This window comes from Streptomyces malaysiense, from assembly GCF_000980885.2.
Lineage (GTDB): Bacteria > Actinomycetota > Actinomycetes > Streptomycetales > Streptomycetaceae > Streptomyces > Streptomyces malaysiense.
This window is the reverse complement of the sequence record NZ_LBDA02000001.1, coordinates 165,802-174,090: the sequence shown is the minus strand read 5'-3', so window position 1 is coordinate 174,090 and position 8,289 is coordinate 165,802. Positions and strand designations below refer to the sequence as shown.

Genomic DNA, 8,289 nt, shown 5'->3' with positions numbered 1-8,289 from the left:
CGACGGCGGAGGCGGGGGCGGCCATGGGGAGAACCGGGGACGCCTTGGGGGCCGCAGGGGCCGGTACGGGGGTGCGGGTGGGAAGCAGGGAGCGGCCGAGGGCGCGCAGCCGCGCCCGGCGGCCGTGCAGGAGGCCGAGGACGACGGCCGAGCCCACCGCGATCAGGTGCTCGCGGCCGGCGAGGTTGGGTACGGCGATCGACTCCCACACCATGGAGCCGCCGGTGAGGGTGAAGACCACCGGCGCGCGTCTGATGACCGAGAGATAGGTGAACAGGCCGACGACCGCCGCCGAGGGCCCGGTGTCCAGGACGTGCCCGCAGGCGGCCGGCAGGCCGAAGCCCGACCAGCCGGGCCCGACCGCGACCATCAGCCGGGCGACGAGCGTGCCGGCCAGCGTGGTGGTGTAGGCGATCGCGAGGGTACGGGAGCGGCCGAGGGTGAGTTCGGCGAGCGCGAAGGCCAGGAACAGCTGGGTGATGCCGGCCCAGACCGGCAGGTCGAGCGCCGGGACGTACAGCGACACCGGGGTGCGCAGCAGGGACAGCCACAGCGGCAGGTCGGCCTTGACGCCGCCGAGCCGGGTGACCCAGACCGCGCCGGTGGGGTGCTGGGCGATGTCGTGGAAGAAGATGACGCCGAACGCCGCGACGAAGGCCAGCAACAGCCCCGGCAGTCCGCGCCGGGCGAGCTGCCGTACCGGGTCGACGACGATGGCCTGCCACTCGCCGCGCAGGGTGCGCCCGGCGAACCGGGCGAGGCGGGCCGCCGCCGGGCGGAGCCGGTCGGGAAGTCTCTCCGCGGTCATGAGACGGGACAGCCCGTCACCTTCGCCTTCGACGCACCTGTCATGCACATCGCCCCCCTTCGGCCCACGTCCGGTGATCGACCGTACGAGGCTTTTCCCAATACCCGCTCGTTTCAGGCATCACCATCGGAATGCCGGCGGATTTCCCCCGGGTCGTGTGGTCGCACGGCCCGGGGGACAGTTCAGCGATCCGCGCGACGGCCGTCAAGATCTTTAAGGGGTGGGAAGCCCCACAGGCGGACGGAAGGGAAAACTGGGGAGAGAAGGCAACCTCTCCCCCTCCGGCCACGTCTTCCGACTCGGATGGTCCCGGCGCGGCGGCCCGCACGACCGACAGGGCTACCGGGCGGGGCGGCCCCCGCCGCTCCAGCTCATCGAGTGCGCCGGTCCACCGCAACGCGTTTTCGGCCCGTACGAACGCCGGCCCCGCCGCGTGCGGGGAGGCTTCCGGACCTCGTGAACGCGGCGGGGCGGGCGGTACGGCAGCAGACTGCCCCCGGAATCCGGGATTCAGTAGTGTGCGTTTGGCATATTCACGCCCCGCTTAGGGCCAAAGCCGCGCAAAGGGAGCTCGGCGTGGCGGCGCGGCGACGGGCGGACCGGGCGAAGTGGCCGCCCATCCCGCCCGGTAGCACGCTGGTAGGCATGGGATCTCGGGCCGGGTCGGCCGGTGAGCGGCGATTCTGGCAGTCGTCGCACGCGTTGCTGCTGCTGCCGATCACCCTCATCGCGGTGATCACGGTGGTGGACGTACAGGCGCCGGAGAGCATCCACCTCGGCCCGGCCCTGGTGATCGCGCCCGCGCTGACCCCGTCCTTCGCCGGCCCCCGGACGACCGCGGCCGTCGGCGCGCTGGCCACGCTCGCGCAGATCGTCATCGCCCTCGCCCACGGCGGCATCGGCACCTCCAACCACATCGTGCAGATCATCACCCTTGCGTTGCTCTCGGTCACGGTGGTCCTCTACAGCGCCCTGCGCGAGCGGCGGCAGGCCCAGCTGGCCCAGGTCCGCACCGTCGCCGAGGCCGCGCAGCACGTGCTGATGTGGCCGCTGCCCGAGCAGATCGGCCCGCTGCGGATCGCCTCGCTGTACCTGGCCGCGGAGGACGAGGCCCAGATCGGCGGCGACCTCTACGCGGCGACCGTGTGCGACAACGCCGTACGGGTGCTGATCGGGGACGTCCGCGGAAAGGGGCTGCCCGCCATCGGGGAGGCCGCGCTGCTGCTCAGCGCGTTCCGGGAGAGCGCCCACCGGCACGGCACACTGGAGAACCTGGTCGACACGCTGGAGCAGAGCGTCACCCGGTACACGGCCGACCTGGAGCCGGAGGACGAGGCGGGCGAGCGGTTCGCCACCGCGCTGCTGGTGGAGATCCCGGACCGGGACCAGATCACCCGGATGACCAGCTGCGGACATCCGCCGCCGCTGCTGCTGAGTCCGGGGCACGTGGTGACGGTGCCGAGCCTGCACCCCTCGCCGCCGCTCGGCGTGCAGGGGCTGCCGGCGAGCGTGGAGCACACGCTGGACGTCTTCTCCTTCGAGCCCGGCGACACCCTGCTGCTCTACACCGACGGCGTCATCGAGGCACGGGACGCCCGGGGCCGGTTCTATCCGCTGGCGGAGCGGGTGGCGCGGTGGAGCGAGGAACCTCCCGAGGCACTGCTGCACCACATCCGCCGCGATCTGCTCGCCCACGCCGGGGGCAGTCTCGGTGACGACGCCGCGCTGATCGCGCTGCACCGCACCCCCGTCGAGCGGCACCGTCACCACGGCCACGGGCGTGGCCACGGCCGGGCGGCCGTACGGCAGGACGCTGCGGGCACCGAGCTGTCGTAGACCCGTCCGGTTCGCAGCGGGACGCCGCCGGGAGACGTGCCGTGCGGTCAGCCGGCCGGCTTGAGGTCGGTGATCTTCAGGGTCCGCAGGTCGGACTGGACGTCGATCCGGGTGAGCTCGGCGTGCGGGCCGTCGCTCCAGGTCAGCGTCACCCGGCTGGTGGCGTGGCCGGCGCCCGAACCGGTGTAGGCCACCTGCCAGCGCACCGGCGCGTTCTGGGCGAAGAGGATGCCGTCGGCGTGCTCCTCGCTCTCGTAGGCGGCGACCTTCTGCCGGGCGGCCGGTGAGAGGTAGAAGGCGCACAGGGCCTTGGCCTCGGCACCCGCGGACTTGTCTCCGGTGGCCCACACGGCGTCGATGTAGGCGCCGTAGAAGTCGGCGACGTGCTGGGTGACGTTGTGCGCGTCCCCCTGGGCGACGGCGGTGGCGCGCGCGGTGGAGGGCCGCGCGAGGGCGGGCGTCACCGCGGCCAGGCTGAGGCCGGCGGCGAGGGCGAGGGCGGTGAACAGGGTCGTACGGCTACGGACGGACATGTGTCTCGTTCCCCCGATTTCGTGACGGACGGGCTGTTCCCGTCTGCTGACGGCTGGTAATACCGCGTTTCGGCTTGGGTGGTTCCGGCGGTTTTTTGATGATTCCGGGCATGCGGCGAGGCGGGGAAGGTTGCGTCGGTTCCTGGCCTCGGAGCGTGCCGGTCCGGTCATGTATCCGGTTCTACCGCTCCTCGGGCGGCCGGGCGATCCGGCCGAGGGCCATGCGGGTGCCCCGCCGTCACCCCCGACGAGGGCGCCGGCGCCCCGCGCGGACGGCGGCTCGGCGGACGTGCGGGGAAAGTGCGCGGCCCTCGGGCCGACGGCCCTTGCGGCCCCTGCGGCCGCCACGGGCTCACGGGCTCACGGGCTCACGGGCCTACAGCTCCTTGCGGATCGCGCCCAGCAGGGATTCGGTCCGCGTCACGGGCGCCGCCTGGACGGCGAGGCGGTCCAGGGCCTCGCGGTACGGCTCGACGTGCTCGGGCTTGTCGAGGTGGACGGCCCCGAGCAGGCCGTCGACGTGGACGATGTCGGACAGTTCACGGGCCCGGAACCGGAAGAGGTGGTAGGCGGCCGCGGACATCGCGGGGTGCGGGCCGTGCGCGAACGGCATGAGCTGCACGGTCACATGGGGCAGCCGGCCGATCTCGACGAGGTGGTCGATCTGCGCGCGCATCGCCCCGGACCCGCCGACGGTCCGGCGCAGCGCGGTCTCGTCCAGCACCACCCACACCCGCGGGGGTTCGGCCCCGGCCAGGAGCCACTGCCGCCGCATCCGCAGGGCGACCCGGCGTTCGGTGACCTCCGCGGACGCGCCCGGGTGGGTCGCGCGAAGCAGGGCGCGGGCGTAGTCCTCGGTCTGCAACAGGCCGGGCACACACTGGTTCTCGTAGCCGCGGATGCGTTCGGCGGCCTGCTCCAGACTGAGGTGGGCGGCGCCCCAGTCGGGCAGGACATCGCGGTAACCGTGCCACCAGCCACGCTTGTTGGCCTCGCGCACCGAGCGCAGGAAGGTGTCGATCTCGTGAGGGTCGGTCATGCCGTAGACCTGGAGCAGCTTCTCGGCGTCCGTGAGGCGCAGCCGGGCCACCTTGGCGGCCTCCATCCGGCGGATCGTGGAGTGGCTGACCCCGATGGCGGCCCCCGCCTCGGCGTATCCGAGTCCGGCGCGGACCCGCAGCCGCTCGAGCCGCCGGCCGAGGATCATGCGCAGCACGGAAGGCGCGCCGCCCCAGTCGGTCTCCGTGGTCATCCGCACCCCCGGGAGCAGGCAGCAGGGTCGCCCGCGTACACGTTCACCGCGGGCCCGCCACGCTTGGGTGTGCCCGTTGCGGGCAACATGTACACGGCCGACTGCCATTTTCAACTCGTAGGTTGCGGCCTGTTGTTGACAGGTGGGAAAGTGGAGCGACTGCTCCGGCCGACCGAGGAGCAGGCGGCGTGGCCGGTCGGGGGACCGGGCCGCGGCACGGCCTCGTACGGGGCGGTGCGCCGCCTGCTGCGCGCGGCCGCCCGACCGACCCCCCACCACGCACGGCCGGACGCTCCCCACGCCAGGCCGGACGAAAGGCGTACGGCGATGGCTCCGCCCTTCCTCCCCCGACCGCTCCACCGCCCGCCCCCGGACGCGAGAGAGGACCGGTCGTCCGCCGCGGGCGGGCCGGGCCCGGGGCGGGGCGCACGGTCCGAGAGGGCCGGCCGGCCGGTCACCGGGGTCGGACTCCCGGCGTCGGACGCCTCCTTCGACCTGCCGGCCCGTCCCTCGTCCGTCGGCGCCGCCCGCCGGGCCGCGGGGGATCTGCTCACTGTGTGGGGTGTGCCGGAGGGCGTACGGGACGATGTGGTCCTGGTGGTCTCCGAGCTGGTCACCAACGCGCTGGTGCACGCGGGCGGCACCCGGATCGGCTGCCGGCTGCGCCGCACGGCCGAGCGGATACGGGTGGAGGTGGCGGACGAGACCACCGGGGACGCGGGCTCAGTGCTCCTGGTGAGCCGCCGCCCCGGAGCCGAGGACCAGCACGGGCGCGGGCTGCTCCTGGTCGAGTCGCTGAGCCTCGGCTGGGGCGTCACCCTCCCGGCCGACCGGCCCGCCCGTGTCGTCTGGGCGGAACTGCGGTCCGTCTGAACCACCTCGTCCCGCCCGGCTCTTCCGGGCAGCGCCGCCGCTCCTCGAACCGCCGCCACGGACCAACCCCCACCAGTCCGAAGGATCCCCATGCACCGCATCGTCCCCCTCCCCCAGCCCCTCCCGGTCGTCGACCCCTCCTGGACCCGCGCCCGCCCGAAGCCCGGCTCCGAGGAACAGCCCGACTGAGCCCCGCCACCACGACTCCCCCACACACACCTCCGTATCCCTGCGCCCCCTCCTGCGCCCCCTCCTACGACCCCGACATCGCGCCCCGCGTCGGCCGGTCCGCGCGCGCGTGGGCGAGCAGCGCCTCGGCGGCGGTGCGCAGCCGGACCGCCGCCGCGGCGCAGGCGGCCGCCTGCCGGTCCAGGGCCGGGCGGCTCCACTCGGGCGCCATCGGACAGCCGCCGAGCGCGGCCGCGGTGGCGCGCAGGCGCCGGGCGTAGCCGTCCATCAGATCGGCGTCGGCCCGCAACCGGCCGATGTGGGCGAGGAGTTCATCGGCCTGCGCCGCTTGCGGCCGGGCGGACTCGGTCACCATGGGGACTCCCAACTAGGCTGCGTGCGTGCGGGACTTCAGCGCGCCAGCTCCGCGCCGCCGCCGCGGTGTGCCATGAACTGCGGGCAGGCCAGCACGAACAGGGGCCGGGCCGCGTCGATGCCGAGTCGGCGCAGCTGCCCGGCGAGGGGCTCGGCGGCCGCGTTGTCGAGCCGTACCCGGACGCCCGCGCCCGGGTGCAGCCGCAGCCTGCCCTGGGCCCGGACCAGGGTGCGGACCGTGCCGGTGCCCCGGCGGCCGTACAGGGCCCGGTCGGCGTCGGGGCAGCGCAGGCCCGGCCCGAGCCGGCCCTCGACCACGAGCCCGAGGTCCTCGGAGCGGGCCCGGATCTCCCGGCCCGTCAGGTCGGCCTCGGCACGCATCCTGAGCACCGGCTGCCCCCAGACCTCCCGCGCGACCACGCGGGCCGCCTCGGTGGTGACGGCGAGCGACAGGACGTAGCGGCCGGTACGGCGCAGGTCGACACGGCGCAGCAGATCGATGACGGCGTCGTACGGACGCGGCCGCCACAGGTCGTCGACCAGGACGGACAGAGCGATCTCGGTGTACGGGCCGATGGTGGTGCACCGGTGCTCGTGCACGGAGAGCACGGCCAGGGCCCGGGGGCCCAGCCGGCTCGGTGCCAGCCAGTCCGCGTCGGGCAGCAGGCTCCGGGCCGCCGCCGGGTCGACGGGGAAGCAGAGGTGCGCGGCGGCGGAGTCGTAGTACCGCACCGGGACCTCGACCGGGCCCACGGTGGTGCGCACGGGGGCGGTGGCCAGGGTGAGGAAGGGGTGGCCGGCGGGCGGGTGGGCGTGGTTCTTGAGCCGGTAGGCCTGGGTGCGTACGACGGGCCCGCGGTAGGGGGCCAGTGCCTCGTCCAGATCCGCTCGGGCCACGGGGAGCAGGGTCCGCAGGTGCTCGATGTATTCGCGCAGGCGGTGGCAGAGCGGGAACTCGCGGGTGGGACCGGCGTATTCGACGTGGTAGCGGGTGGTGTCGTCCGGGTCCGCGCGGGGCGCCGGTTCGGTGCGGTGCCCGTCCGGGGCGGCCACCAGGTCGTACTGGTTGGTGACGGTGGCGATCCAGGTACGGGGGTCGGCGGGCTTGCGGTCGCCGGACGGGGCGCCCACGGCGATGGCGTGGGTGACGCGGTAGGTGCGGCAGAAGTCCTCGTCCTGGGCGAGGTTGAGGACCGCGTTGCCGCCCTCGCTGTGGCCGATCAGGGCGAGTTCGGCGCCGCGCGGGATGCCGTGCACGGCCAGGGCGTGCACCAGGGAGCGGGTGTACGGGGAGTCCGTGGCGCACAGGTCGCGCCAGGCGCCCACCAGGTCCTGCGGGGCGTCGTCGCGGGGACGGCCGGGGGCCGCGCCGGGGGCCTGGACGACGTAGCGGACGACGCCGTCGGGGCCGCGCACGTTCTGGACGAGGATCCGTCCGTCGGTGGACAGCGCCTCGATGTTCCGCAGGAAGCCGAGGAGGGAGCCCTCGGTGGCGATGATCCGGCGGCGCTGGTCGCCGAGGTCGACGGCCTCGGCGCCGCCCTCGGGGACGCCGCCGCGCTCGGACGGCCCGTCCAGCAGGGCGCGGACGGAGAGGAGTTCGGATATCAGCGGCGCGAGCCCGGACAGGGCGCGCTGGGCCGTGCGGTCCCGGAGCAGGGTGCGCAGGGCCCGTACGGCGTCCTCGTCGCGCTCGGCGGTGACGGCCCGGGTCAGCAGGCGCATGCCCGGGGTGCGGGCCAGTTCGGGGTGGTCGGCGAGTACGGCGGTGACGCGCAGGCGCAGGGAGGTGAGGGCCACCAGCGCGGCCAGGTTCTCCGCGCCGCGTGCCCGGCCCGCGCGGGCGAGGGCGCGGGCCATGCCGTCGCGGGGCCCGGGGTCCGCGGGACCGCCGAGGCCCGGTCGTGCGGTGAGGGCCCGCAGCAGGGCCCAGCAGCCGGCGAGGCCGGTGCGGGGGTGGCGGCGGGTCGCGGCGGTCAGGTCCGGGGCGGACAGGGTGGTGGCGGTGCGTCCGGACACCGCGCGGATGCCCTCGGCGATCTCCAGCACGTCCCGCGCGCAGCCGCGCAGCACGTCTGCTGGGTCCGGGCCGCCCGGCGCGGGCCGCCCGGGTGCGGTGCCGTCCGCTCGCATCCGGCGCTCCCTCGGTTAGACGACGTACGACGGCTGCGGCCGCGTCGGCGGGACGCGACCCGCGTCCATCGTGTGCCAGCCCCACCGGCCCCGCACCTTCGTCCGGGGGCGTGACGGGGCGGTGGGGTGCCGGGCGCGGGGGTCCGGTGGGAAGGACAGGCGGGTGGGGGCCGTTGGGACCGGTCGCACTTTCCCGGCGGGCGCGCGTCACCCGGGTGGCCCAGCGAGGCCCGGGGGTGAAGCTGCGGGGGCCCGGGGGACGGCGGCCGGGCGCGGAGAGACAGGGCGGTCGGCCGGGGCCCCGGCGTTCA

The 8,289-nt window shown here is 75.0% G+C and carries 7 protein-coding genes; 2 read left to right on the top strand and 5 right to left on the bottom strand.

What is annotated here, in order from left to right; translation table 11 throughout:
- Window positions 1-808 (bottom strand): hypothetical protein (locus VT52_RS00810; protein WP_071387338.1); only part of this gene is annotated, 808 nt, incomplete at its 3' end.
- 645 nt (window positions 809-1,453) lie between these two features.
- Between VT52_RS00810 and VT52_RS00805 the strand changes: the two genes are divergently transcribed.
- Entirely contained in the window at window positions 1,454-2,644 is a 1,191-nt protein-coding gene (locus VT52_RS00805; protein WP_046423970.1) for a PP2C family protein-serine/threonine phosphatase, read from the top strand.
- 47 nt (window positions 2,645-2,691) lie between these two features.
- Here the strand turns inward: VT52_RS00805 and VT52_RS00800 are convergent, their stop codons facing one another.
- Together VT52_RS00800 and VT52_RS00795 are read right to left on the bottom strand one after the other, a co-directional pair.
- A complete protein-coding gene (locus tag VT52_RS00800; protein ID WP_046423972.1) occupies window positions 2,692-3,177 on the bottom strand; it encodes a hypothetical protein in 486 nt (161 codons plus the stop codon).
- Window positions 3,178-3,553: 376 nt separating this feature from the next.
- Window positions 3,554-4,429, bottom strand: a complete 876-nt coding sequence (locus VT52_RS00795) for a helix-turn-helix domain-containing protein (RefSeq protein ID WP_046423974.1) — start codon at window positions 4,427-4,429, stop codon at window positions 3,554-3,556.
- Between the two features lie 150 nt (window positions 4,430-4,579).
- Here VT52_RS00795 and VT52_RS35155 point away from each other — a divergent pair, with 150 nt between their 5' ends.
- The gene (locus tag VT52_RS35155; RefSeq protein WP_053055583.1) at window positions 4,580-5,302 is read left to right on the top strand and encodes an ATP-binding protein; all 723 of its coding nucleotides are present in this window, start codon (window positions 4,580-4,582) and stop codon (window positions 5,300-5,302) included.
- A gap of 253 nt (window positions 5,303-5,555) precedes the next feature.
- Here VT52_RS35155 and VT52_RS00785 read toward each other — a convergent pair whose 3' ends face one another.
- Entirely contained in the window at window positions 5,556-5,846 is a 291-nt protein-coding gene (locus VT52_RS00785; RefSeq protein ID WP_046423975.1) for a hypothetical protein, read from the bottom strand.
- A gap of 35 nt (window positions 5,847-5,881) precedes the next feature.
- On the bottom strand, window positions 5,882-7,978 hold the full coding sequence (locus VT52_RS00780) for an acetoacetate decarboxylase family protein (protein ID WP_143070821.1): 2,097 nt from the start codon (window positions 7,976-7,978) through the stop codon (window positions 5,882-5,884).
- Window positions 7,979-8,289 lie beyond the last annotated feature (311 nt).